Annotated in this window: 23 protein-coding genes and 2 pseudogenes; 15 read left to right on the forward strand and 10 right to left on the reverse strand. The window is 62.8% G+C overall.

Annotated features, from left to right (window positions below):
- A pseudogene (locus G3480_RS05605) lies at positions 1–322 on the forward strand (IS4 family transposase); the annotation flags it as partial.
- A gap of 10 nt (positions 323–332) precedes the next feature.
- Here the strand turns inward: G3480_RS05605 and G3480_RS05610 are convergent.
- A pseudogene (locus tag G3480_RS05610) lies at positions 333–884 on the reverse strand (AAA family ATPase); the annotation flags it as partial.
- 846 nt (positions 885–1,730) lie between these two features.
- Between G3480_RS05610 and G3480_RS05615 the strand changes: the two are divergent.
- The 5 genes from G3480_RS05615 to G3480_RS05635 all read left to right on the forward strand — a co-directional run bounded on the left by G3480_RS05615 (position 1,731) and on the right by G3480_RS05635 (position 8,331).
- Positions 1,731–5,501 carry a DUF1631 family protein gene (locus G3480_RS05615; protein WP_164652693.1) on the forward strand — a complete coding sequence of 1,257 codons (3,771 nt, stop codon included), beginning with the start codon at positions 1,731–1,733 and terminating at the stop codon, positions 5,499–5,501.
- 36 nt (positions 5,502–5,537) lie between these two features.
- Positions 5,538–5,708 carry a hypothetical protein gene (locus G3480_RS05620; RefSeq protein ID WP_164652694.1) on the forward strand — a complete coding sequence of 57 codons (171 nt, stop codon included), beginning with the start codon at positions 5,538–5,540 and terminating at the stop codon, positions 5,706–5,708.
- A 46-nt stretch (positions 5,709–5,754) separates the two neighbouring features.
- Positions 5,755–6,435, forward strand: a complete 681-nt coding sequence (locus G3480_RS05625; protein WP_164652695.1) for a response regulator transcription factor — start codon at positions 5,755–5,757, stop codon at positions 6,433–6,435.
- A complete protein-coding gene (locus G3480_RS05630) occupies positions 6,425–7,765 on the forward strand; it encodes a sensor histidine kinase (protein ID WP_164652696.1) in 1,341 nt (446 codons plus the stop codon). The genes G3480_RS05625 and G3480_RS05630 overlap by 11 nt, the downstream gene beginning before the upstream one ends.
- A 203-nt stretch (positions 7,766–7,968) precedes the next feature.
- Positions 7,969–8,331: a hypothetical protein gene (locus tag G3480_RS05635; protein WP_164652697.1), complete on the forward strand. Its 363-nt coding sequence runs from the start codon at positions 7,969–7,971 to the stop codon at positions 8,329–8,331.
- 109 nt (positions 8,332–8,440) lie between these two features.
- Here the strand turns inward: G3480_RS05635 and G3480_RS05640 are convergent, their stop codons facing one another.
- Positions 8,441–9,256, reverse strand: coding sequence for a YfdX family protein (locus G3480_RS05640; protein ID WP_164652698.1), 816 nt, complete (start codon positions 9,254–9,256; stop codon positions 8,441–8,443).
- A 267-nt stretch (positions 9,257–9,523) separates the two neighbouring features.
- On the opposite strand from G3480_RS05640, the gene G3480_RS05645 reads away from it, so the two are divergent.
- The 9 genes from G3480_RS05645 to G3480_RS05685 all read left to right on the forward strand — a co-directional run bounded on the left by G3480_RS05645 (position 9,524) and on the right by G3480_RS05685 (position 17,625).
- Positions 9,524–10,264, forward strand: a complete 741-nt coding sequence (locus tag G3480_RS05645) for a carbonic anhydrase (protein WP_164652699.1) — start codon at positions 9,524–9,526, stop codon at positions 10,262–10,264.
- Positions 10,265–10,612: 348 nt separating this feature from the next.
- Positions 10,613–11,251, forward strand: a complete 639-nt coding sequence (gene mobA, locus G3480_RS05650; protein WP_164652700.1) for a molybdenum cofactor guanylyltransferase MobA — start codon at positions 10,613–10,615, stop codon at positions 11,249–11,251.
- A 192-nt stretch (positions 11,252–11,443) separates the two neighbouring features.
- On the forward strand, positions 11,444–11,914 hold the full coding sequence (locus tag G3480_RS05655; RefSeq protein WP_164652701.1) for an Hsp20 family protein: 471 nt from the start codon (positions 11,444–11,446) through the stop codon (positions 11,912–11,914).
- 269 nt (positions 11,915–12,183) lie between these two features.
- Entirely contained in the window at positions 12,184–13,305 is a 1,122-nt protein-coding gene (locus G3480_RS05660) for an AI-2E family transporter (protein ID WP_240905610.1), read from the forward strand.
- A gap of 82 nt (positions 13,306–13,387) precedes the next feature.
- The gene (locus G3480_RS05665; RefSeq protein WP_164652702.1) at positions 13,388–14,749 is read left to right on the forward strand and encodes a DegQ family serine endoprotease; all 1,362 of its coding nucleotides are present in this window, start codon (positions 13,388–13,390) and stop codon (positions 14,747–14,749) included.
- An 89-nt stretch (positions 14,750–14,838) separates the two neighbouring features.
- Positions 14,839–15,165, forward strand: a complete 327-nt coding sequence (locus G3480_RS05670; RefSeq protein ID WP_164652703.1) for a hypothetical protein — start codon at positions 14,839–14,841, stop codon at positions 15,163–15,165.
- Positions 15,166–15,328: 163 nt separating this feature from the next.
- Positions 15,329–15,559, forward strand: coding sequence for a PepSY domain-containing protein (locus tag G3480_RS05675; protein WP_164652704.1), 231 nt, complete (start codon positions 15,329–15,331; stop codon positions 15,557–15,559).
- A 30-nt stretch (positions 15,560–15,589) separates the two neighbouring features.
- Positions 15,590–16,288, forward strand: a complete 699-nt coding sequence (locus G3480_RS05680) for a response regulator transcription factor (RefSeq protein WP_206171512.1) — start codon at positions 15,590–15,592, stop codon at positions 16,286–16,288.
- Positions 16,285–17,625: an ATP-binding protein gene (locus G3480_RS05685; protein WP_164652705.1), complete on the forward strand. Its 1,341-nt coding sequence runs from the start codon at positions 16,285–16,287 to the stop codon at positions 17,623–17,625. Before G3480_RS05680 ends, G3480_RS05685 begins: the two co-directional genes overlap by 4 nt.
- Here G3480_RS05685 and galE read toward each other — a convergent pair.
- From galE to G3480_RS05725, 8 genes are all read right to left on the reverse strand, one after another.
- A complete protein-coding gene (gene galE, locus G3480_RS05690; protein ID WP_164652706.1) occupies positions 17,622–18,632 on the reverse strand; it encodes a UDP-glucose 4-epimerase GalE in 1,011 nt (336 codons plus the stop codon). The genes G3480_RS05685 and galE overlap by 4 nt on opposite strands.
- A gap of 122 nt (positions 18,633–18,754) precedes the next feature.
- Entirely contained in the window at positions 18,755–19,213 is a 459-nt protein-coding gene (locus G3480_RS05695) for a protein YgfX (protein WP_164652707.1), read from the reverse strand.
- Positions 19,214–19,222: 9 nt separating this feature from the next.
- Entirely contained in the window at positions 19,223–19,498 is a 276-nt protein-coding gene (locus G3480_RS05700; protein ID WP_420824608.1) for an FAD assembly factor SdhE, read from the reverse strand.
- On the reverse strand, positions 19,499–20,191 hold the full coding sequence (locus G3480_RS05705) for a succinate dehydrogenase iron-sulfur subunit (RefSeq protein ID WP_164652708.1): 693 nt from the start codon (positions 20,189–20,191) through the stop codon (positions 19,499–19,501).
- Positions 20,191–21,954, reverse strand: coding sequence for a succinate dehydrogenase flavoprotein subunit (gene sdhA / locus G3480_RS05710; protein WP_164652709.1), 1,764 nt, complete (start codon positions 21,952–21,954; stop codon positions 20,191–20,193). Before sdhA ends, G3480_RS05705 begins: the two co-directional genes overlap by 1 nt.
- Before the next feature lie 7 nt (positions 21,955–21,961).
- Entirely contained in the window at positions 21,962–22,306 is a 345-nt protein-coding gene (gene sdhD / locus G3480_RS05715) for a succinate dehydrogenase, hydrophobic membrane anchor protein (RefSeq protein ID WP_164652710.1), read from the reverse strand.
- 4 nt (positions 22,307–22,310) lie between these two features.
- On the reverse strand, positions 22,311–22,685 hold the full coding sequence (gene sdhC, locus G3480_RS05720; RefSeq protein WP_164652711.1) for a succinate dehydrogenase, cytochrome b556 subunit: 375 nt from the start codon (positions 22,683–22,685) through the stop codon (positions 22,311–22,313).
- Between the two features lie 422 nt (positions 22,686–23,107).
- Positions 23,108–24,022: a lysylphosphatidylglycerol synthase transmembrane domain-containing protein gene (locus G3480_RS05725; RefSeq protein WP_240905611.1), complete on the reverse strand. Its 915-nt coding sequence runs from the start codon at positions 24,020–24,022 to the stop codon at positions 23,108–23,110.
- Positions 24,023–24,292 lie beyond the last annotated feature (270 nt).

Consider the following 24,292-nt stretch of genomic DNA (forward strand, 5'->3'; position numbering starts at 1 on the left):
GCAGCAAGACGTCCACGCCAAGATCCTTGCCCTGAACCTCGCCAGCATGGTTCGAGGACTCGCCCAGGTGCTCGCAACCCGCCGCCACGCCGCGCGCAAGCATGCCTATCACGTCCGCTGGACCAGCAGCCTCTCGACCATGAAGCACACCCTGGTTCGACTACTGATCGGCACCTTACATCCTCCAACCACCTTGCTGACACAGGCCGTCCTCACGCTTTCCGATGCCGTCGAGGCGGTACGGCCAGACCGACAATTTCCACGCCGCAATCCCGGCAAGCTCAAGCCTGGATTCCACCCGGCTTACTGCCGGGCGGCTTAAGTCCATGGCATTGGGAGTGATCCTGACCGCCGGGGTGCGCGGCCATGAGTACCTCGTTGGCGAAGTTGTCGTACTCGTCGATGAGCAGGTAGAGCTTGTGGGGGGTTCTGCGCACCGCGCCTAACAGAGACTCCAACGACGAGAGTGCATTGTGCGGATGCAATGAGATCGCACGTTTCCAGTGCGATTGGTAGTCATCGATGCATTGATAGATTCTGTCGTTGATATGCTGATGCAGCGCCGCTTCGATGTCGCCGATCTCCCCATACGCGGCGACCAGCGAGAAATCCCATTTCAGTACGAAGTATTGATTGTGCCGCCGTGTCGGGTGTTGCCCGACGGCGAGCGGACCGAAGAGCGCCTCGAACTGATCGGCGCGGTTGAGATCGTAATAGTGCTCAAGCATGGAGAGCAGCAGGCTTTTACCAAAGCGGCGCGGGCGCAGGAAGATGAGTTGCCGTCCAGCGTTCTCGAGTGCCGCCAAGCGGTCGGTGCGGTCGAGATACCAGTAACCCTCCTGCCTCAGGGTGCCAAAATCGCTCAGACCATAGGGAAAGTGCATGGGCGCTCAACTCCTGGGGCGAGATCGGAATTCAAGCATAGCACGGTCGCTGCGACCCTCTCGGCGCCCCTCGGCGCTATTGACAAGCCTTCCCTGGCTTGCACGGACTCAGGGTTAATCCTGCGGCGGATTGTCCTCAATCACCTGCGCCTCGGTGCTGACCGGGTTGAGGGCGCCGACGGCTCGCCACCAGAGTTCGGCGCCGCTAGGAGCCTGTCCGACTTGGGGGGATCGAAGCGAGGAAGTGGGAGAGCGAGGCCATTTCGTTCCGGTTTTGAGGCGCATAGTGGTTCTATGTAACGAAAAAGCGGGGCGAAAGGGACCGTTCTCCCGATTCCGCAGCCGATTCATCCTAAGTCGGACAGGCTCCTAGGGGCTGAACCCCAGGCGCAGATCCAGCACAGATGGCGGTCAGGGTGGCGTTGGGGCCATGGAGTTGCAGCCAGCAGGAGGCGTCCGCGTCCGACACGCTGGCCCGATAGCCCAGATAGGCGCCATCCGGACTCAGCGAGATCGAGGCTGCTTGGTCGCGCAGCCCATAGGGAATGGGAGACCTGGTCAGCTGTCTTGGTTTGCAATAATGGGAGACCTGCCCCTTCTCGGTGACCCAAACGCACCACCGGTGGGAGCGCCGCTCCCACTGCGGGCTGCACGATGTCGATTCAAGCGAGCAGGCGATCCGATGATCAAGGCCGCATGGAGAGACGACCAACCCCGGACGCGATAAGAGGGGCCAGCGGCAGGGATGGTCGTGGAAGCATGGCTGTGGCAGTCTAGCGAAACGATCTCGCGATGGGCGAGCGGCGACGGAGATGTGAAGTAGGCCCTTACCGCTAGGTGACAAGGATGAACGAGACGCGACATCTCGAGCGACGGCGTTATCTCCGCCATGGCGTCGAACTGATGGGGAAAACCCTAACGCCGGACGGACAGGGCGTGCCTTTCAGCGTACTCGACATCTGTCTAGGCGGCCTGCGACTGAGCACAATGGAAGCGACCGCGCACCTGGGGTGGCGTAACGGCGAGCGTCACGACATCCAGATACAGCTTGCCGAGGATGGGCAGGTGCTGGAGGCCACCATTGAAGTCCTTTGGCGCGACGAGAGCCTCATTGGCGCGCGCTTTACGGGGCTGAAAGAGCCCGAACGACAGCGCCTTTCGGTCTTTGTCGTGGGACTCCGAGGCGACCACCGAAGAGACTGGCAGCCGCTTGATCGAGAGGCGGCAGCAGCGGCCAAGGGCATCCTACTCGATCTCGTCTCCCAGCACTTGCCCTCACTGCTCAGCCGCATGCTCGAGCGAACACTTGCAGCGCTCTGGCAGCGCCAAGAGCATGCCCCAAGCGCTGTGACACAGGCGGTCTGGGAGAACGACCTCTCACTCCTCACCGACCAGCAGCTGCAGGAGCGCCTGCCGCAGGCGATCCTGGCTGCGGTGCTCGAAAACCTCGAGCAACTCGATGTCATTGAGGTTGCCTCCCCCGCAACCGCCCAGGCCCAGGACATGGGCACCTCCAATCAACTGGCGCTATTGGATCCCGAGATCTTCGAAACCTGGCTCGTCAAGTTGGACTGCGCCGAGCGCCTCGCTGAGACGTTGTCCGAGCCACTGAGCGATCTCTGTTCGCGCACCGCCCCATGGTGCGATGACAGCAAGCTCGCCATCATGCCCCTCAGGTTCATTGAAATCCTTGTGCAGGCATTGACTGAAATCGGGATGAGTGACGTCGTGCTGCGACCACTCCTCTTGTGTGCCAGAGCCCACGTCAGCGAGGCCCTTTGGGAATTGTATCGAAGCCTCCTGCAAGCCATCCCAGCGCCAGGCGGCACAATGACGAAGCGCCCCGCAGCCACTGGCGCCGAACCGGGCGGGCGCCCCGGCAACTCAGCCGTCAGTGCGCAGACATCCGAGGACGCAGCGATAGCGCAGCCGGTCTTGAGCGCCGCGTCCGAGATCGATCATGCTGTCAGCGATCAAGGCCCCACAGCCGCCGCCCCTGAGACAGGCATGGACTTCTCAGGGATGCTCGAGGGCTTACACAGGCTGGCGCTCGATCCATCTTCCCAGCCGCCACCAAGTATCAATGTCGAATCCATGGCCGCTTGGCGGCACTGGGTGGAGGGCTTGGGCGCTGAGCAGTTGAAGCGACTCCCATCCCGGCGCCTTCACGAGCGCGCCTCGCTCGCCGAGCGCTTTCTCGCGGAGATGCTCGCAGACGAGGCCGTGGTACCTGGCTTCAAAGGGATCGTCGAGCGACTTTCGCTGCATCTGCTCGCGATGGCGATCGATGAGACGGACGCCTTGGTCGCTGAGACCCATCCACTGACCAACATCATCGACCTCTTGGACCAGATCTCGCGCTTTCTTCCGAATGGCCGGCGTGATCATCCGGCCTTTCATCAGGAGTTTGACAAGCTCGTTCAGCGCACGGCCGCGACCAACGCCCATGATCAGAGCGCACTCAGCCGTCTCGCGGAGCGACTCAACGCCGTTGAGGCCCACCTCTCTAGCTTGTCTCGCTCGAGTCTCTCGCATGGCGCGCAACGCTGTGCCTTGGATGAGCGGGCACGATTGGCCCGCGAGCATGTTCGTGAGCAGCTCAACCGCGCCTTCACCGGGAGACGCATCCATCGAACCCTATGGGAGCTGCTCGATCTCGCATGGCGCAGCCTGCTGGAGTCGCTGTGCATCGACGCTGATTTAGACGCGGATTCAGAGCCCGAGTCTTGGCAGCGTCACTGGGATCTGCTGTGGGATGTCCATCTCGCCACGGGTGGTGACCGCGACCCTGGAGATCGCGCACCTGCCAATCCGGAACGGGTCCTGCAGCAGGTCCGCCAGATCTTGAAGGGCCGCGATGTCCCTCAGCATGTCATCGATCCTCTCATCGCAGGGATTGAGGTAGCGATTCAGCACGTCGACACAGACAGCATGCCGGCGGAGGAGTATCGGACGTTCGCGAAGCTCGAGCCAAGCCCGGGCGATGAGCCCGACACACCGCCGCTCGGTCTCGACGAGGAGCGCTGGCGGAGTGGAAGCCAAGTGGTGGATGCCGTCTCGATTGGCGCGATCCTTTGGCTCAGAGACAAGGATTCCTTGAGGGCGATGCGGCTGATCTGGCGCAGCACCGATGGCTCGCGCCTTGGGCTCGCCGACCCGCTCAGCGATAAGCGGATCAAAGTGCTGCGACGCAGTCAGCTTGTGAAGGCCCTTCTGAAAAGCCGCGCGAAGACCCAGCCAACCGCGGATCAAAAGCTGACACAACGTTGCGAGGAAGCGCTACTCACGCGCTTTCAAGCCCGGCTGCAGCCCATCCGGGAGGCTCAGGCAATGCCTGAGCCGGCAACACATGCGCGGATGCGCGCGCTCCTTGCCGAGATGCTCCTGGCTACCGAAGAAAGCCGTTCCAGGACGCTTCTCGGGGTTGTTGAGCTAGACCGTTTTGAATTCCTATCCGCGCACCACGGACTGCGCTTAGAGCAAGAGATCATGGCAGCCGTCGCCGCCATTGTGGCTCAGCAGCTGCCCGACCTGCGCTGTGTCGCTGATCTCGGCAAGGGCCGCTTCGGGCTCCTTCACTCAATCGCGCATCGCAGCGAGGCTGCGGAGCTTGGGGAGCGACTGCGCGCCCGCATTCAAGCGGACCTGCTCAAGACACTGGCCCTGGATCTCAGGCTCTCCCTGAGCCTGGGTTTAGCCTTACCCGAGGAAGGTCGTGACGATGCGGAGTCGCTGCTTTCCGCAGCGAACCTCGCCTGTCTGGCCGCACGGCATCAAGGTGGGGATCGCACGGTACTCTTTGGCGAAGGTGATGCGGCGATCCAAGAATATCTGGCACAGATGCGCACCTTCATCAGTGCGGAATCTGCGATCAAGGCGCAGCGAAACCGGTTGCGCTGTCAACGGATTGTCCCGATTGATCCAGCATCGGGCGACACGCACCACCACGAAATCCTCTTGAGCGTCTACGAGGAAGATGGCTCGCCGATGGCGCTGTTGGACTTTATTTCCGCCGCCGAGTCATTGCAGCTGATGCGCGAAGTCGATGCGCAGGTGATTGCCGCAACGCTCGAATGGCTGCATCGGCATCCGCAGGAGGCCCTTGAGCTGGGAGGTGTCGCCATCAACTTGTCCGGCCAGTCCTTGAGCGACCCTAGACTCGTTGAGTCGATTCGCGAACAGCTCGAACGCTGGGCGATTCTGCCCCAGCAAGTAAGCTTCGAAGTCACGGAAACCGCAGCCATCGCCGATCTCGACTGCGCCATCACCCTCCTCACGGGGCTACGCGCCATGGGCTGCCGCATCGCACTCGATGACTTCGGCTCTGGTCTCTCCTCCTACGATTACTTGAAGCGTCTCCCGGTCGACTACGTCAAAATCGATGGCACCTTCATCAAGGACATCCTGAACAGTCCCGAGGACCGCGAGATCGTGCGCTCCTTCAACACCATCGCCCATTTCATGGGGAAGCAAACGATCGCCGAGTATGTCGAGAACGCCGACATTCTCGCCGCTCTGCACGAAATCGGTGTCGACTACGCGCAAGGATATGGGATCGAGAGACCGCGGTTTCTGGACGAGCATGCGAAGCCTGAGACAAGGGCTGCGATGCCATGAAGCAAGGGGTTGTCCCAGGCAAGGGCGGTAGGGCGAATGCCCGCAGGGCGATCCGCCAACGACGCCAACCGCAACGCCGACGGTGGAACCGCTTTGCGTTCCACCCTACAAGGTGATGCCGTCGCGATGGTCGAAGTGATGATCGAGGTCTTCCAGGACGAGACAGCGGATCTGGGGCAAGGGCCGCGGCGGCCGACGATGGAATGAGTCGAATGCAATGGGAAACCGCTCCACCCTGGGTTAGGGTATCGGCATGTACCTGCTGATCATCGAGGACAACCCGGACCTCGCGGGCAACCTCAGCGACTTCTTCGACGCGCGCGGCCACCGGGCAGATCTGGCGCAAAACGGCCTCGCCGGGCTCAGCTTCGCGCTCGAGCACGACTATGACGTCATGGTGCTGGATCTGATGCTGCCCGGCATGAATGGACTGGAGGTCTGCCGCAGACTGCGCGACGCCGGGCGGGATCTGCCGGTACTCATGCTCACCGCGAGGGATACCTTGTCCGACAAGCTCGCGGGCTTCGAGCATGGCGCGGACGACTACCTCATCAAGCCCTTTGCCCTGCCCGAGTTGGAGGCCCGCCTGACCGCGCTAGTCAGACGGGCGAAACGCGCCATGCCGCGCACGCTGCTGCGGGTCGGCAACCTGACCTTCGACCCGGATCGGCTGCGTGTGGAGCGCGCCGGCCGACGGATCGAGCTAGCCCCGATTCCGCTGCGCATCCTGCAACTGCTGATGCAGCGCGCGCCCGGAGTCGTGCGCCGGGAGGAGATCGCCCGGGAGATCTGGGGGGAAAATCCACCCGACAGCGACGCCCTCCGCGCCCATGTACACGCACTGCGCAGCGCCCTGGATCGCGAGGAGGAGCCCCCCTTGCTGCATACCATCCGCGGCATCGGCTATCAGCTCGCGGAGCCCGATGACCGCTAGGCGCAGCCTGCGCCGCCGCGTCGCCGTGACCCTGGCGGTCTTCAGCGCCATGGTCAGCCTGACGCTCGCGACCTTCATGTATGTCGCCTCGCACGACCTCGAACGGCGCCTGGTCGACGACACCCTAACCGCAGAGTTGGACGACTATGTCGCGCGGCGCCAGCGCAATCCCCAATCTTTGCCTGAGCGCACGGCGACCATTCGCGCCTTTGTCGTCGCGCCTCAGGGCGGCACGGCGCCGGTCCCTCCGAAAGTCGCAGCGCTCGGTCCAGGCAGCCACGAACTCACCCTGGACGGAACGCCCTATCGGGCGGCGGTGCGCGTCGTCGAGGATCAAAGGTTCGTCGTCCTCTTCGACGTCAGCGCACTTCAGCGACGGGAGCATGTCTTCTTGCTGCTGCTCGCCGCGAGTGTCCTACTGGTGACGCTTGCCTCCGCGCTGGCCGGACGCTGGCTGGCCTGCATCGTCGTCGCGCCGGTGACCGCACTGGCGCGGCGCGTCTCCGCACAACGGCCGGAAGACCCGCCACGCGCACTCGCGGGAGAGTTTCCCTGGCAAGAGGTGCAGCAGCTCGCGACGGATTTCGACGGCTACCTGACCCGCCTGCACGATTTCATCGAGCGTGAGCGCTTCTTCACCGCAGACGTCAGTCACGAGCTGCGCACACCCCTCACGGTGGTGGCCGGCGCCGCCGAGCTGCTGCAAGCGGATCCTGGTTTGGACGAGCGCAACCGCTCGCGCGTGACGCGGATCGCGCGTGCGGTGGCCGAGATGCGGGAGATGACCGAGGCATTGCTTGCCCTTGCACGCGAGCAGGAAGTTCGCTCAGAGCGCCCGCTGGACTGCGATGTCGCAGCCGTGGCCGAAGAACTGGTCCAGCGCTACCGCAATCTCTTTCCGGACAAGCCGGTCGAACTCATGCTGGAGATCGCTGCGCGCCCGCGCCTGCAATCCGATCGGGCCGTGCTCTCGATGGTGCTGGGCAATCTGCTGCGCAATGCCCTCGCCTTCACCCAAGAGGGTCATGTCAGGCTGCGCATCGAGTCCCTGCTCGTTGCCATTGAGGACACTGGGTCCGGACTCGATCCCGCAACCGGTCAGGATCTCTTCCGACCCTTCGTACGCGGCAGCGACAGCCGCGGCGCCGGACTTGGACTTTCACTGGTCCAGCGGCTCTGCGCGAAGGAAGGATGGGAGGTGCAGCTGAGCAACCGCCAGGCCGGCGGCACAAGCGCCCGTCTGCGATTCACCGGAAGCAACGCGGTTGATTCATCCTCAGGCCGAGACAATCGTCTTAGCCAGGCGTCCTGCCAGAGGCTCGATCAATGAGCACGGCGCCCTGCCGTGATCGGACGTCGTCGCGGTGGGGTGCCCGACTCATGATCGATGCGAAGGAGCTGCTGACTGACGCCAAGCGCACTCAATCCGCGCCGTCTTAACGCTCCATTAACCTTCCCTTGTCATTCCCTTCACCCTGCCTTCGTTAAGCTGACGTGATTCCCGAGACAGCAGCCCTAACAGTGAGGCGCTCCATGAATCACACGCAGGCCATGAATCACACTCAGGTCTCCGAGACAGCCTCGTCCGCGCAAGGACCACTGGCGAAAACCCTCTGGCATCTCCCCCTGATCTTTGCTGGCTTGATCGCAGCCTATGAACTCGAGATCGGCCATTTAGCAATAGCCGGCCTCGCAGCCGGATTGTTGGTCGCCTTTCAGGCCCGCATGGACAAAGCCGATGGGACCCGCGCCACCAACACCCGCCTGTCCAAGCTCGCCAGGGGCGATGGTGGCAGCCGTGCGGCCAGTGAACCGCTAATCATGCGTGGTGCGGGACGCAGCGTGCTCGACGGCGGAAGCCTGGAACATCGTCAGCGCGAACTCAAGAGCACTTGAAGGACTTTCCCGAACCGCCCCAAGGTCCGCGCAGCCTGATGCCGAAAAGCAGACGACGACCCAGGAGATTTCGCCCCTGGGTCAGTCCGTGGATGAGCTGGGTCGCTCTTTAGCCTGATTGCTTTGCGGACTCGGGCGCCTTACCCGAATCAGTGCTCCCCAGAGGCTCGTTCACAACGTGTGTCGTCAAGACCAGTGCATCCCGCGCCTTCTTCAGCTCCAAATTGGCTTGATGGAGTTCGTCTTTCTGGATGAGCTTCAGCGCCTGGTCGACCGACTCGACCGTTTGGGACAAGGGCATGCTCAGGGTTTGGTCGACCAACGCCAGATCGACCATTTGCAGCGCTTCGGCCGCCGCGCCACGCTCGCCCTTGCTCAGATGCTCGCTGGCCTTGGCGACCGCATCAGAGCGGGCTTGAGTTTTCGCGGCCTTGCTATCCACCGCCTTCGCGGCATCGCCAGACGATGCCTTGTCGGCGCTCGCGGTGGCGCTCTGCGTTGCCTTTGGCTTTGCAGCATCCAGCGAGTAGCTCTCGACGACCTGCAGGTCCGAGAGGATCGGGATCATGTCATCCCGACTGCCTTGCGTGTCTTGAGCAACCTGCTGAGCCTTCTCTGCGCTCGCTGGCCGGTCCTCGGACTTGACCGTATCGAGCAGACTTTTGGCCTCCTTCAGCAGGTCCCTCGCATTGTCGACGTAGCCGTCGTTGATGGCGACCCGCGCCAAGTGAATATCGTTCATGGCGGCGAGGCCATGCTCGGACAGCTCAACCTGACGATCGGCCTCGGACCCGCGGACAGCCTCCTGGGAAACCTGGGCCTGGGGCGTGCCCTCGGTCTTTTGAGTCTCGGCGTAGAGCTGCCCGACACCGGCGACACCCAGGGCCAAAACCGCGATTGCAGCAATCTCTTTCGTCGCTTTCATGATCTCGTCTCCTACTCAAGGGTTGATCGTCGCGTCCTCCTTGGACCTGCTGACTCCTTGCGGTGACTGAGATCATGAGTCAATGCCGCTTACCGCAGCGTTTCCATCAGATTAAAAAGACTTTAGACAGGGCGAGAAGGTGACCGGCGCCCTGAAGGCTCACAGAGGACATGAGTCATTGCCACGATTGTGGTTTTGTGACTCTCAAACTTTCCAACACTTGGTCGCACGACCAGTTCCGCTAACCAAAAACGACGAGGAAGAACAATGCGCTATAAATCTCTGATCCTATCCTTGACCATGGCGACCAGCGGCGCTGCACTCGCGGTCGATCATGCCGCCCACTGGGGCTACGAGGGCGCCGCTGGCCCCGAGCACTGGGGAGAACTCGACGCCAATTTCACGCTTTGCACCAACGGCAAGAACCAGTCGCCAGTCGACCTTACCCATATCGTCGACTCGAACCTGCCGCCAATCGACTTCCACTACGCCCCCGGCGGAAGCGACGAGATCAACAACGGTCACAGCATCCAGATCAATTACGAGGGCGGCAGCGGAATTACCGTCGACGGCCACGCGTTCGAGCTGAAACAGTTCCATTTCCACACCCCGAGCGAGAATCACATCGGCGGCAAGGAATATCCCATGGAGGCCCATCTGGTTCATGCCGACGCGGATGGGAATCTCGCGGTCATCGCCGTGATGTTCGAGGAAGGCGCCGACAACGCCGCGCTATCCGCTCCCTGGAGCGTTATCCCCAGCCATGCGGATGAAAGCGTTCACCTCGCCGCCAAGGCCTCAGCCGAGGGCCTGCTGCCCGAGAATCGCGACTACTACAGATTCAACGGCTCGCTCACGACGCCGCCTTGCACCGAGGGTGTCGTCTGGCTCGTCATGAAGGAGCCTGTCACCGCCTCGCACGAGCAGATCAGCAGGTTCTCCGAGATCATGGGCCACCCGAACAACCGTCCGATTCAAAACCTGAACGCACGCGTGGTCATCGACTGAGGACAGGCCGATTGCGCCCTTGGGCGGGGCAGGAATGCCTCGCCGCTAGTGAATAGAAATGCGTGACGCGGCCTTGATCCTGGCTGGGTCCAAGCGCGCAGTCGTTAGGAACGGCGCCTCGCTGCGACGAACGCCTGATCGCGGCGGGGCACCCCCCCAAGATCGCTCGACCTGACTTGAGCCTCAGCGCCAAGACAAGGCACTGCCATGCTTCGTGCGCTGCGTGCTCTGGGGGTGTTTGCGGTTCAGCAGGTCTTTGCTTAGGCTAGCCGTTTCAGACCGTCGCGCTGGCGGCTGGAAGCTGACCGCTCCACTCACCTGTCAACGGCCTTGTCCGAAGTCTACGAGATGACCGCGATTCCCGCGCATGACATCACTGGGGTCATTCTGGCCGGAGGCGCCGGGCGCCGCATGGATGGTCGAGACAAAGGCCTGCTACCCTTCGGGGGCCGTGCGCTGGTGGAATGGGTAATCGACGCTTTGGCCCCGCAGGTGGGTGCGCTGATGATCAGCGCCAACCGCAACCTCGACGCCTATGGTCGCTATGGCATCCCAGTCATCCGCGACACTGAGCCGGGCTTCCAGGGTCCACTGGCTGGCATCCTCAGCGCCATGCAGCGCGCACAAACACCCTGGATTCTCACGCTGCCCTGCGATGTCCCCTTTGCGCCCCGTAATCTCGCCCACCGCCTTGGCAGCGAGATCATCCGGCAGCGCGCGGATCTCGCGGTCGCCACGGATGGAGCACGTCGGCACAACCTCCATGCCCTGCTCCCCAGGGCACTGGCCCCGGACCTCGTGGGCTTTCTGGCGCGTGGCGAGCGCAAGGTCGAGCTGTGGCAGAGAGGCCACCGCATAGCGCAAGCCGACTTCAGCGACTGCCCCGACGGCTTTCTAAACCTCAACACCCTCGCTGAAGCCCAGGGAGCCGAAGCGCGCATTGGCAACCAACCACCGCTAAGACCTGATATCACCCGACGCTCTTGACGGTCGTGAAGCGCGAAGCCCCAAGCCCACACGCCGCTGTCATCGCCCTGAAGACCAGCCCTCAGACCTGAGTATTGACATCTCATGGGCGGGACTTTACTTTACATAACACAGACGCTCGACGGAGGTCTGTAACGCTGCGGTTCCTTCGGGAACGCATCTTTCCATATTGCTCAACAAGAGAATATGTCCATGTCAAATATCGATTTCTCTCCTTTACTGCGCTCGATGATCGGCTTCGACCGCATGACATCAGCGCTCGAAAGCGCCTATCGGGCCGAGCCGGGCGGCTACCCTCCCTACAATATCGAAGCCTGTGGTGAGAACGACTACCGGATCACCATGGCCATCGCTGGATTCTCCGAGCAGGATCTCGGCATCGAGGTCAAAGAGAACATCCTCACCGTCTCCGGCGGTCGTCCCGAGGACGCGGATCAGGATCGCCACTTCCTGTATCGCGGTATCGCCAACCGGAGCTTCGAGCGCAAGTTCCAGCTGGCCGACTACGTCCGTGTTGTCGAGGCTCGTCTCGAGAATGGATTGCTCCATGTCGAGTTGCGCCGAGAGATCCCCGAAGCGATGAAGCCACGCAAGATTCAGATCCGCAGCGATGCGCAGCGCGATGGCTACATTGAGGGCGAGTCCAAGCGAGCCGTCGCCTAACTCGACGCCGCTCAAGGCGGTCGACCAATAAGAGGCCGGGCATCAGCCCGGCCTTTTGCGTCGCCCAATGTCCAGAACGAAATGAGGCGTCTTGGCTGAAGGCAGTATTGGTCATGAATGCGAGATTGACCCGCCGCTAGCATGTCAAAGGGTCTTCGTGGCAAAGGGTCCTCTTGAGAGAGATTCAGCATGGACCCGAGGTGGGCTACTGGTCAGACATTCGCCATGGGCGTAGGCTTTTCGCACTGAACGCGCTTTGGGAGTCATGCATGGAACGAATGGATCAACAACTCGGATTCACGCCAGCCGCACGCTTTCTGCTGGTCGCCGGCGCCTTCGTCGTCGTCGTCGCGGGCCTGAAGGCCGCGACCAACCTGGTGACCCCCTTTCTTCTGGCGATTTTCATCGCGGTGCTGGTCGAGCCGCCGCTTCAATATCTGCGACACCGCGGCCTGCCCGGCTGGGCCGCGATGCTCGTGGTCGTCGCGCTTCTGGTGGGCGTCGGCGGCGCCATCATCGGACTCTTCACGGGCGCCCTGAACGGCTTCAATGCGAGCCTTCCGGAGTATCAGCAACGACTGAATGTGATGTCGGGCGAGCTTGTGGCCCGGCTCGACGAGGTCGGTCTGCACGTCTCCCGCAGCGTGCTGAACTCCTTCATCGACCCGTCCGGGGTTCTCGGTTTTGCGAGCGACCTGATCAAAGGACTGAGCGGCGTGCTGGCCAATGCCTTTCTGATCCTCTTGACGGTCATCTTCATCTTGCTCGAGGCGCATAGCCTGCCCAGCAAGCTGCGCGTCGCCCTGCGGGCGCCGCAGGCGACGCTCGTCCACTTGCACGAAGTGGTGAAGACCATCAACCGCTACATGTTCATCAAGGCGAACACGAGCCTGGCGACGGGTGTGCTGGTCTGGGTCTGGCTGACCTTCCTCGGCGTCGACTTCGCGGCCATGTGGGCCATGCTCGCCTTCCTGCTCAACTTCGTGCCCACGATCGGTTCCATCATCGCCGCGATTCCGGCGGTGTTGCTTGCCCTGGTGCAGCTTGGACTTGAGTCTGCGCTGCTCGCGACCCTTGGCTACCTGGTGGTGAATATCCTGATCGGGAATGTGATCGAGCCTCGGGTCATGGGCCGCGGGCTCGGACTCTCCACCTTGGTCGTCTTTATATCCTTGATCTTCTGGGGTTATGTACTCGGCTCCGTCGGCATGTTTCTGTCGGTGCCGCTCACCATGGCGCTAAAAATCGCTCTGAGCACAAGCCCTCAAACCCAGCCCCTGGCGATCATGCTCGGCCCAGAAATCGAGGCCAAGGAGGTCGTCGCTTTCGCCCCTCAGGATCCAACCGGGGACAGGCAACACGCACCGCACAAGGCAGTGGCCAACGAATAGGCCTGAGCACATCAGCCCCATTGCACCAAAGGCCGTGGGCGCTTAAGTTCTCTGTCCGTCGCTAGCAACCCAACCTCATGCCATGTATCTCCATCAAGCCGTAAGCAGACTTGGCTGTATCCTTCTACTGCTCTCGAGCATCACGCAGGCTCAGGCCGGACTCCCGCCGGCAGTGGATGGTCAGCCACTCCCGACCCTCGCCCCAATGCTGGAGCGTGTCGTGCCGGCGGTCGTGAATATCTCGACCATCACCCGCATCGAGGCCGCGGAGCACCCCTTGCTCCGCGACCCCTTCTTTCGACGCTTCTTCGACGTCCCTCAGCAGCACCAGCGACGAGAGAGCAACAGCCTTGGGTCCGGCATCATCGTGGACGCCCAGCGCGGGCTCGTGCTCTCCAATCACCATGTCATCGCCAAGGCCGACGAGATCCGAGTGACGCTGCACGATGGACAGACGCTGCAGGCGACCCTGATCGGCTCGGATCCGGAGACCGATGTCGCCGTGCTGAAGATCCCCGCCGAGGGGCTCACTGCCCTACCCTTGACCGACTCCGATCGTCTCCGGGTGGGTGACTTCGTCGTCGCCATCGGCAACCCCTTTGGACTCAAGCAAACGGTGACGTCCGGGATCGTGAGCGGCCTGGGGCGCACCGGTCTGGGTATCGAGGGATATGAGAACTTCATTCAGACCGACGCCTCCATCAACCCAGGCAACTCAGGAGGCCCCCTGGTGAACTTGCGAGGCGAGCTGGTCGGGATGAATACGGCCATCTTGGCGCCGGGCGGCGGCAACATCGGCATCGGCTTCGCCATCCCGGTGAACATGGCGCACGCCATCATGGAACAGCTCGTCGAGTTCGGCACCGTCAGACGCGGTCTCTTCGGCGTGAGCGTGCAGGACCTGACCGACGAACTCGCCAGCGCCCTGGGAATTCGCGGCGGTGACGGCGCCCTGATCACCTCTGTCGAGGATGGCTCGGCCGCGGACGATGCGGGACTCAAAGCCGGGGATGTCATCCGAACGTTGAACGGCAAAGCGGTGCGCGGCTCGACCGACCTGCGCAACCAGTTCGGACTCTTGCGCGTCGGTGAGACAGTCGAGCTCGACGTCATCCGCAAAGGCCAATCGAGACGACTCAAGGGAAAGGTCGCAGACCCCTATAACGACTTCGTCCCAGGTGAGCGGATCTCGAGCAGCCTGAAGGGCGCATTGCTGGGCGAGCTGAATCTCCAAGACAACATCCCGGCCGTTCCGGTCGGAGCCGTGGATCCTGACAGCCCGGCCTGGCACGCCGGCCTGCGTGAAGGCGACCGCATCATCCAGGTCAACCGCCAACGCATCGGCGGTCTGAGGGATGTCGCGCGCGTCCTGCGGGAGTCGCAAGGCGTTTTCAGTCTGCGCATCCAGCGGGGCGACGACTTGATTCTGCTGACGCGACGGTGATTCAGCAGGCATTCAGGATGCGCTGCGTAGGATGACCTCCAAGACGGGAGAACAAGGTCCCGTCTCTCAACCAAAGCGGAGATCATCCAATGAAAACCAGTCGCCTGATCACCCTGATGTCGGTCGCCACCATCGCCAGTGCGCTGCTCCTGCCAGCGGTTGCCTCCGCCCACGGGCGGTCAGACCGTTGGCACCCGTCGCATGAGGAGCGCTGGACGCCGCCGTCGAAGTACGCAGCTCGGGACCATCACCGGCATGACAAGTGGAGCAAGCGGTACGGCAAGGGGCACGGCAAGCACTACAAGGGACGCACCAAAATCTACGTCGACGGACCCCGGCGCCCGCCCCGCTTGGTCCACCGCGAACCGCCGGCCAGGCTGCACCTGGGCAACGGCCTGACCATCATCTATCGCTAAAGCAGCGACGCGAAAACGCACTGAGCGCGCCCGTCAGCCAAGACCCTTTTGGGTGAGACATGGCGTGCTCAGTGGGCGCTCGCCGCAAGTGCCATGCGGCGCCAAGCCGCGAGAATATGCTAGATTCACGCTGTCGTTCCGATTTCGCAGAGCCTCTTTCATCATGCGCATCTCCAGGATCACCCAAGCCCTTTGCCTGACCCTAACGCTGTTTGGCGCCGCTTGGACGCCCCTGGCTCAGTGCGGTGAGCTGACAGCCGCCGAGGCAGGCAAGATCGCCGGTCAGCAAACCGGCGGACAAGTGCTGGCGGTCAAGGCCGCCGATGGGGGATTCCAAGTAAAGGTACTGACGCCAGACGGTAAGGTGCGTTACGTCTTCATCCCGAACCGCTGAGGCTGGCACCTCGCCAGCGCGATCATCCGAATGAACGTCCTGATTATCGAAGACGAGCCCGAGCTGCGCCGCCAAATCATCGACCGTTTCATCGCCACCGGCTGGCGTGCCGAGGGCACGGGTGACGGCCCCGAGGGGCTCTACCTGGCGTCCGAGTATGGGTTCGACGCGGCTGTCGTCGACCTCGGGCTGCCCGGTCTATCCGGCCTCGAAATCATCCGCCGGCTCCGCACCCAGCAGAGCCTGCTCCCGATCCTCATTCTCACTGCCCGAGACCGCTGGCAAGACAAGGTCGAGGGTCTTGAGGCGGGGGCCGACGACTACCTTGTCAAACCCTTCCACCAAGAGGAGCTGGTGGCCCGTCTGCGCGCATTGGTCAGGCGCGCCGCGGGGACCGCCTCGCGCGAGCTGCGCATCGGCCCACTGCGCATGGACCTCAACACGGAGCAGCTTTGGGTCAAGGATCGGGAGATCGAGCTAACGGCCTATGAGTACCGCCTCATCGAGCAATTAGCGACCAGTCGCGGCAAGGTGCTTTCCAAGCAGGCGCTCGCCGACCAGCTCTATCCTCACGACGAAGACCGTGAAAGCAATGTCATCGAGGTCTTGGTCGGGCGGCTGAGACGCAAGCTCGACCCCAGGGGCGAACTCAGCCCGATCGAGACGCTTCGCGGCCGCGGCTACCGACTGAGCCTCGCGACCGAGCCCGGCGACGGCGACGACGCATGAGGTCACTGCGCGCGCGCGTGCTGCTCTCAGCCGCGGCAGTGCTGACGCTCTTCGTCCTGCTCACCGCCCTCGCCCTCGAGCGGGCCGTACGCGACGCCGTGATCGCCGCGCGCGAGGAGCGTTTGCAGGCCCAGATCTTCCTGCTCATGGCCGTCGGCGAGGAAGACCAGGGCGGTCTTGTCTTTCCGAATGCACTCGCCGAGCCACGCCTCACCTTGCCGAACTCGGGGCTCTATGCCGAGGTGCTGAGCGCGCTCGGCGACCCGGTGTGGCGCTCGCCCTCGGCGCTTGGCCTCGAGACGCCCGCGCCCCTGCCATTGCCGCCGGGACAGCGGCGCTTCGCGCGCCTGTCCGCGCCCGACGGGAAGCAGTACCTGGTGCTCGCCTTCGGCGTCACCTGGGCAACTGGGGCCGTTCCGCAGGACTACAGCTTCGTGGTCGCCGAGGAAGCGGCAGCGGCCGAGCGCGAGGTCGTACAATTCCGCACCAGCCTCGCGACTTGGCTGGGCGCCATGACGCTGCTCATGCTGGTCGCCCTGGTCTTGGTGCTGCGCTGGGGACTCAGGCCGTTGCGGCAGGTGACAGAGGAACTCGCGACCATCGAGTCAGGCCGGCAAGCCCAGATCATCGGACGTTATCCGCGCGAGATCGAGACCTTGACCGATCGCCTGAATGCGCTGCTCGCCCATGAGCGCGCCCGCCAGCGCCGCCTGGACAATACGCTCGGCGACCTGGCACACAGTCTCAAGACGCCGCTCGCCGTCATGCAGGGCGCGCTGGAAGAAGGCGAGATTGCGCGGTCGACCCAAGGCCCGCTGCAAGAGCAGCTCGAGCGCATGCACCACATCGTCGACTATCAACTGCAGCGCGCCCGCACCAGCGGCCAAGGCAGCATGACCTTGGCGCCACCCGTGCCTGTTGGCGCCGTCGCCAAACGTCTCATCGCCTCCCTGGAGAAGGTCCATCGCGACAAGGGCGTTGCCGTAGCCATGAGGATCGACGATGGCCTGCTATTTCGCGGCGTGGAAGGTGACCTCATGGAGATGCTCGGCAATCTGCTGGAGAACGCCTTCAAATGGTGCCACGGCCAGATCCGCCTAGAGAGTAGAAGGGAGCCATCGCAGTGGTCCCTTTGCATCGAGGACGACGGACCCGGGATTCCGGAAGGTCAAGTCTCCCGGTTGCTCGAGCGGGGTGCGCGCGCGGACGAGTCGACGCCAGGATATGGGATCGGGCTCGCCGTCGTCCGCGAGATCAGCGCGGCTTACGGCGGGCGTTTGGAGATCGACCGAAGCACCCTTGGCGGCGCCCGTGTCAGGCTAAGCCTGCCGCGTTAGTCGTAGCCATTGGGGTTGGCGGACTGCCAGCGCCAGGCATCCTCGACCATGGCTTGGATCCCGTACTCGGCCTCCCAGCCAAGCACCTCGCGCGCCAGGGTCGGATCCGCATAGCAAGTGGCGATATCACCGGGACGACGCGCGACGAGTTCGTAGGGAACCGGCTTGCCGCTGGCGGCCTCGAAGGCGGCGACCATCTCCAGCACAGAGTAGCCGCGACCGGTGCCCAGGTTGCACGTCATGACACCGGGTGAATCCTGCAAACGTCGCAGCGCGGCCAGATGCCCGCGCGCCAAGTCCACCACGTGGATGTAGTCGCGCACGCCGGTGCCATCGGGCGTCGGGTAATCGTTGCCGAAGACGCGGAGTTGCGGCAGCTTGCCGATCGCGACCTGCGAGACGAAAGGCATGAGGTTGTTGGGAAGACCGTTCGGGTCTTCACCGATGAGCCCGCTCGGATGCGCGCCAACGGGGTTGAAATAGCGCAGCAGCGCGACATCCCAGGAGGCGTCAGAGCGCGCGATATCACGGAGGATCTCCTCGATGAACAGCTTGGAGCGGCCGTACGGATTGGTCGCCGAGAGCGGAAAGTCCTCTTTGATGGGCACGGAGGCAGGATCGCCATAGACCGTTGCCGAAGAGCTGAACACCAGCTTCTTCACACCCGCATCCGCCATGGCCTGACAGAGTGCGATCGTGCCGCTGACATTGTTCTGGTAATACTCCAGCGGCTTCTCAACCGACTCACCCACCGCCTTGAGTCCAGCGAAGTGAACGACCGCGTCGAAGGCGCCCTGATTGAAGATTTCCTCCAAGGCGAAGCGATCACGGATATCGGCCTGGATGAATCCCAGGCTCTTTCCCGTGATTTCACGGATCCGGTGCAGCGCTTCCTCCTTGCTGTTGCAGAGGTTGTCCACCACCACAACCTGCATGCCCGCCAGTAACAGCTCCACACAGGTGTGGCTGCCGATATAGCCGGCACCCCCCGTCACCAGAACTCGCATCGCCCCTTCTCTCCCGCTACCAAAGCTCGAAATATTGTATTCGATTCATCCGAGAAAGATGCGGCTGTCCTCCAGACGATCTTTCGTACGGGCAGTTGTTTCCTTGGTGCCTTGATGATGATTCAGACGACAGCATCGCCCGCAGTCACACCCTGCAACCGCAGACGCTGCCTCAGCCGCCTGAGCTGGCCCGGATCGATAGCGTCACTGGGGATGGGCAGCGCAGATCGACGCCAGCGGCCGAGTCGGAAATTCAGCATGACCAGCGGCACCGAGACAAAGGTCGACGCCGACAGTCTGACCGTCAAAGTCCGGCCTGAATTCAACGTCAGCTGCCAGTCCCCGCCGGCCTGCCAGATCGCGACCTGAATGGACCCAGGTGCACGACGCAGCACCTGAGCCTGGAGGACATGAACGAAGCTCACCAGCACCAGCAGGCTCAAAGGCAGGCGGTAGACGCCAATGGGAAGCGCCCAGACGGCGACCAAGGCCACGAGATGAGAGCCGGCGACAAAGAGCGCCAAACGCGGCGAAAACCTGGGACGGATGACGAGCGGCGGCCAGTCGCGATGCGAGCCCACGGCCGGCGCCTAGGCGCTAGGCTCGGCGGCCACCGCGCGAACATGCTCGACCAGCGCCTGGTACTTGAGCTCGGGCAGCTCGGCGCGCGAGATCAGCCACTTGTGCAGGTCCTGGTCCTGCTCGCGAAGCAGTGCCACGAAGAGCACGCGATCGGACGCACTCAGATCGGCATAGCCAAGCTCGAGAAAACGGCTAAGCAGATGGTCCAGCTCCAGCATCCCGCGCCGGCACTGCCAGCGCAGACGCCGGAGCTGCTCCTGCTCGTCGGCCGATGACAGGCTCACTCAGAGCCCCTTGTCCAGCATCAACTCCTTGATGTGGCCGACGGCTCGGGTCGGGTTGAGCCCTTTGGGACAGACCTCGACACAGTTCATGATGCTATGGCATCTGAACAGCTTGTAGGGGCCTTCCAAGGCGTCCAGGCGCTCCTCGGTCGCCTGGTCGCGGGTATCGGCCAGGAAACGCCAGGACTGCAAGAGCGCGGCGGGACCATGGAACTTATCCGGGTTCCACCAGAAGGAGGGACAGGCCGTGGAGCAACAGCCGCACAGGATGCACTCGTAGAGCCCGTCCAGCTTGTCGCGGTCGGCGGGCGATTGCAGGAGTTCCTGCTCCGGCAAGGGATCCTTGCGCACCAGGTAGGGCTTGACCGCGCGGTACTGCTCGTAGAACTGGGTCATGTCCACGACCAGGTCGCGGATCACCGGACGGCCCGGCAGCGGACGCACCACGATCGGCTGCTTCAGCTCCGTGATGGACGTGACACAGGCGAGCACATTGCGCCCGTTGGCGTTGACGGCATCGGAGCCGCAAACGCCCTCGCCGCAGGAGTGGCGGAAGCTAAAGGACTCGTCCTGCTTCTTCACCTCGAGCAGGGCGTCACGCAGCATCATGCCCTGAAAGGTCTCGATCTCGTAATCCTGCATCCGCGGCTTCTTGTCCGTATCCGGATTGAAGCGGTAAACACTGATCTTCATTAGTACACACGCTCTTTCGGCGGGAAGGACTCCACTGTCAGGGGCTTGGTCCGCACGGGTTTATAGTCCATGCGGTCGCCATCCATGGAGTAGAGACTGTGCTTGAGCCAGGCCTGATCGTCGCGCTCAGGATAGTCCGGCCGCGAATGGGCACCGCGGCTTTCCTGGCGGTGCAGCGCGGACACGGCGATCGACATGCCGACGTCCATCATGTTCTCCAGCTCCAGCGCCTCGACGCGGGCCGTATTGAAGACCTTGGAGTGGTCGCTCAGACGCACATCGGGCATGCGCTCGCGCAACTGGCAGAGCTTTTGATAGCCCTCCTGCATGATCTCCTCGGTTCTGAACACGCCGGCATGGTCCTCCATGCACTTGCGCAGCTCGGCACGCATCTCCTGAACCGAGATGCCATCGCCCTTCTGATCCCAGCGGCCGAGTCGTGACATGGCCTTGTCGAGGCTCGCCGAATCGGCCGCGCGGCGGTAGGGATTCTCGCGCACGAAGTCGATGATGTCCTTGCCGGCGAGGCGCCCAAAGACCAGGATGTCCAGCAAGGAGTTGCCGCCGAGTCGGTTGGCGCCATGGACCGAGGCGCAGGCACACTCGCCCGCCGCATAGAGTCCGACCACGACCTCTTCGGAGCCCTTGCCGGCCGGCATGGCGACACGCCCGAAGCGGTCGGTCGGGATACCGCCCATGGCGTAGTGTGCGGTCGGGAAGACCGGAATCGGCTCGATGACCGGATCGACACCCGCGAAGATCTTGCTCGATTCGCGAATGCCTGGCAGACGCTTGGAGATGACCGACTCGCCAAGATGGTCGAGCTTGAGCATGACGTAATCGCCACGCGCGCCGCAGCCGCGTCCTTCCTTGACCTCGGTCACGATGGCGCGGGAGACGACATCGCGGCTCGCCAAGTCCTTCGCACGCGGGGCGTAGCGCTCCATGAAACGTTCACCATCCTTGTTGATCAGATAGCCGCCCTCGCCGCGCGTGCCCTCGGTAATGAGCATCCCCTTACCGGCAATACCGGTCGGATGGAACTGGAAGAACTCCATGTCCATCAGCGGAATGCCCGCGCGCAACGCCATGGCCGTGCCGTCGCCGGTATTGATGTGTGCGTTGGAGGTGGTGCGGAAAACCTGCCCGAAGCCGCCGGTCGCAAGCAGGGTCGCCTTAGCCTCGATCAAGAGCGGCTCGCCCGTTTCGATCTCGAGCACTAAGGCACCGCAGCAAATGCCGTCGGCGTCACGAACGAGATCGACGGCGAAGAACTCGTCGAAGAAGTGCGTCCGCGCGCGGATGTTCTGCTGATAGAGCGTATGGAGAATGGCGTGGCCCGTGCGGTCGGCCGCTGCACAGGTGCGCGCGGCCTGATCGCCGCCGAAGTTCTGGCTCTGGCCGCCAAAGGCACGCTGGTAGATCTTGCCGTTATCGAGCCGCGAAAAGGGCACGCCGGCATGCTCCAGTTCATAGACCGTCGGGATGGCCTCGCGGCACATGAACTCGATGGCATCTTGGTCGCCGAGATAGTCGGATCCCTTGACGGTGTCGAACATGTGCCAGTGCCAGGAGTCGGGCAGCACGTTGGCGAGCGCCGCATTTACACCGCCCTGGGCAGCGACCGTGTGAGAGCGCGTTGGAAAGACCTTGGAGACCACGGCGACCCGCAGATCGGCGCTCGCAAGCTGCAGCGCCGCATTCAGTCCGGCCCCGCCGGCACCGATGATCAGGGCGTCGAAATGGCGTGTTGGAAGACTCATCCGCGATCTAGCCTCCGATCCCAGCGGTGATGATCGCCTTGAGGGCCCAGAGACCCGAGGCGAGGAAAACGAATCCGAACAGCAACATCAGGCCGACACGCAGCCCGAGGACATGCACATAGTCGACGAGCACATCGCGGCTGCCGACCCAAGCATGGGCCAGGACCACAGGCACGAAGAGGATGAGCCCCATGGCCACGGCCGGGTGGGTCACCCAAGTCACCAAATCAGCATGACTGGCGGGTGGGTTGAATATCCAATACAGCACGAGATAAGTGGAAAAAAACGCGAGATAGACGGCAGTCGCGCGCTGCAACAGCCAGGCCATGAGCCCCGAGGCTTGACGACTCATTCCTTCACCCTCCCAAGGCCAGGACGACAACCAGAAGAACGGGTGCGCCGATCAGAACGACCCAGGCAGTCTTTCGCGCGACCGGTCGATCCAAGCCAACGCCGATATCCAGACCCAGATGGCGGATGCCGGCCAGCAGGTGATGAAGCAGACTCCAGGTCAGCAGCAGCAGCGGCAGTTGGATCAGCCAGGAGTCCAAAAAGGCGGCCGTGGCGGCGAATCCCTCCGGGCCGGATAGTGCCTGATGGAACAGGATGGCGGCGACAGGAATGGACAAGACCATGAGCACACCGCTGATGCGGTGCAGGATGGAAACAAGCCCTGGCAGCGGCAGCTTGATGTGCCACAAGTTCAGGAAGACGGGTCTGGATGTATGCATTCTCGGACCTTTGATGAACCGCGTCCGCTCGGCCAACGCAGAGCTGAAGCTGCCAGCTCAGTGCGCGCAAACCAGGCCGGGCCCGCGATTGTCGCGATGAAGATACAGAGGATCCCGAGGGATCATGAGCATCGACAACATGCGCCTTTTACGAAGCGCGCCAGGATATAGGTATTCTTGCGAAACCATCAATAGTTTTTATCAAAGCTTAGCTTCGACAAATACACTCGGTTATTCCCCTGCGCAGGACATGACTGCCACCAAGTCGCGACAATCCGAAAGATTCTCGAGACGAACACATCAAGGCTCTCAGGTCTAATCGAGGCTCTCACGTCCAAAGGCCGCATTCGCTGCAGCCATCCGGAATGCATCGACAGCCAACGCAAGTGCTGGCCGCTCAATGCAGGCTCAGACGCACCTCCTCAGGCGTTGCCCACGCGAATACGCCTGCCGCGCTTGGGCAGCAGCAAGGCAAGTCCACCCAGGATGAGGGTCACACCGAGCAGGAAGAGATGCAGATTGACCGCGCCGGCGAGCGCAAGCTCCGGATCGACCCCGAAGGGCAAGAGCGCGGCCACGGCAGCGAGTTCATAGCTACCACTCCCAGCGATACCATGAAAGGGCAGCACGCTGGACAGCTCGGCACCGAGCACGCCGGCCAGGAGGCGTCCCAAGTCGAGCGGCAAGAAGAACTTGAGCACACTGCTGAAGGCGGCGAGCTTCAGCGCCCAAATCAGGGCCGTCCAGAGGTAAACCCGCGCCACCAGCCAGCCATCGCGGGGCGCGGCCGACAGGATTCGCTGCGCCAGCACGCGCAGTCGTCCGGAGCCCGCGAGCCAATGTGACGCCCCCAAAGACCTGGCGAACCCCATCAGCGAGAGTCCGGCGAGCCAGAGTCCGGCCGCCGCCCACCACAGCCAGGACGGATGGGTCAGATTCAGCACGAGCAGCGCGACCAGCACCAGGAAATGCAGATCCAGTACACGAATCCACATCAGAGCGGCCGTCGAGTCGAGGAAACCCTGGCCGAAATAGCGCCGCATCAACCAAGGAAAGACCATCTCCCCGGCGCGCATCGGCAAGAGATTGTTGGCGGTATTGTGCAGCACCGACAGACGCAGCACGATCAGCAGGCGACCGGCGAACCTGGGACGAAAATAGTCGTAGACGCGGAAAGCGCGAAGCGCATAGCTCAGCGCCGAGAGCAGAAACAGCCAGGCAAGGAGCCAAGGCGAGAGTGCCAGCCAGGGCGAGAGCAGAGCCCCCCAGCCAACTTGATGATGAACCGCCAGGATCAAGGCCGCGAGCAACCCGCCCCCAAGGAGCCAATCGCGCAAGCGACCGATTCGCGGCACCTCGTTGAGGGGGCGATCAGGGTTCAGGGGATGATTAGGGCTCAAACGATGATCAGGCTCTTTTTCCACCACACAGCATTCCTCAAAGGCTCTTGCGCTTCATCCTAGCAAGTGTCCATCAATTGTTTCCCGATGCGAGCGATGCCGCCCGAAATCCCCCCCTAGCCCCCCTTTGCGAAAGGGTGGAAGTTGTTGATGGACGCTTTCCTAGCTTGAGCTTCATCCTAGGAGCCTGTCCGACTTAGGATGAAT

The sequence above is a fragment of the Thiorhodococcus mannitoliphagus genome (assembly GCF_010915725.1).
GTDB classification, from domain to species: Bacteria; Pseudomonadota; Gammaproteobacteria; order Chromatiales; family Chromatiaceae; genus Thiorhodococcus; species Thiorhodococcus mannitoliphagus.